Annotated in this window: 1 protein-coding gene; it reads left to right on the top strand. The window is 65.6% G+C overall.

All coding sequences use genetic code 11. The annotated features are described in order from the left end of the window. Positions 1–214: 214 nt before the first annotated feature. A partial coding sequence (locus tag AC06E7_RS19060) for a flagellin (protein WP_478065602.1) occupies positions 215–1,249 on the top strand: 1,035 nt, incomplete at its 3' end.

Below are 1,249 nucleotides of genomic sequence, written 5' to 3'. Positions count from 1 at the left end.
GATGAGCCTGCTGCAGGGCTGATGCCTGCAGAGGGTGCGTAACGGAAAACCCCGCGAGAGCGGGGTTTTTTGTTGACAAACGCGAAATCAGGTCGTTGCAGCCCTAAAGGTTCCCTGCGGGTTGTCGTTAATGATTTCAACCCGGGCACATCGCCCACCGCCTCCCCCGCGAGGCGCCCACTGAATCCGCATCACTGCACCCAGGAGCACGGAAATGGCACAAGTCATCAACACCAATGTGATGTCGCTGAACGCACAGCGCAATCTGTCGACCAGCGGTTCCAGCCTGGCCACCACCATCCAGCGCCTGTCCTCGGGCCTGCGCATCAACAGCGCCAAGGACGACGCCGCCGGCCTCGCCATCTCCGAGCGCTTCAGCACCCAGATCCGCGGCCTGGACGTTGCCGTTCGCAACGCCAACGACGGCATCTCGCTGGCCCAGACCGCCGAAGGCGCGATGGTCGAAATCGGCAACAACCTGCAGCGCATCCGCGAACTGTCGGTGCAGTCGTCCAATGCGACCAACTCCGACAGCGACCGTGAAGCGCTGAACGCCGAAGTGAAGCAGCTGACCTCGGAAATCGACCGCGTCTCCCGCCAGACCAACTTCAACGGCACCAAGCTGCTGGACGGTTCGTTCTCCGGCGCGCTGTTCCAGGTCGGCGCCGATTCGGGCCAGACCATCGGCATCAACAGCATCGTCAACGCCAGCGCCAGCGCGCTGGGCGGCGCCAAGTTCGACACCAGCAGCCTGGACATCGGCGTGCCCGCCACCAACGGTGACGTGACCATCAAGGGCATGACCATCAAGGGCGCCGACGGCACCGCCTACACGCTGTCGGACATCTCGGTGAAGGCCGGCGTCGACGCCGCCGCCACCCAGAAGGCGGCCACCGCCGCCGTCGCCGCCGCCATCAACGAGAAGATGGACCAGGCCGGCGTGTACGCATCGGTCAATGCCACTGCCGGCAAGATCGACCTGACCTCGGTCAAGAACAGCGTCTCCGACACCGGCACGTTCAACGCCATCACCGTCACCGCGGGCACCTGGACCGGCATCACCGCGCCGACCCCGGCCACCCCGACCACCGCCGCCGCCGGCGCTGCCCTGGCCACCAAGTTCGCCAGCGACCTGGACATCTCCTCGGTGGCCGGTGCGCAGCAGGCCCTGTCGATCGTCGACAAGGCGCTGACCTCGGTCAATTCCTCGCGCGCTGACATGGGTGCGATCCAGAACCGCTTCACCTCC

This window comes from Stenotrophomonas sp. Steno-Z4 (assembly GCF_056393145.1).
This window is presented reverse-complemented; position numbering and strand designations above follow the sequence as displayed.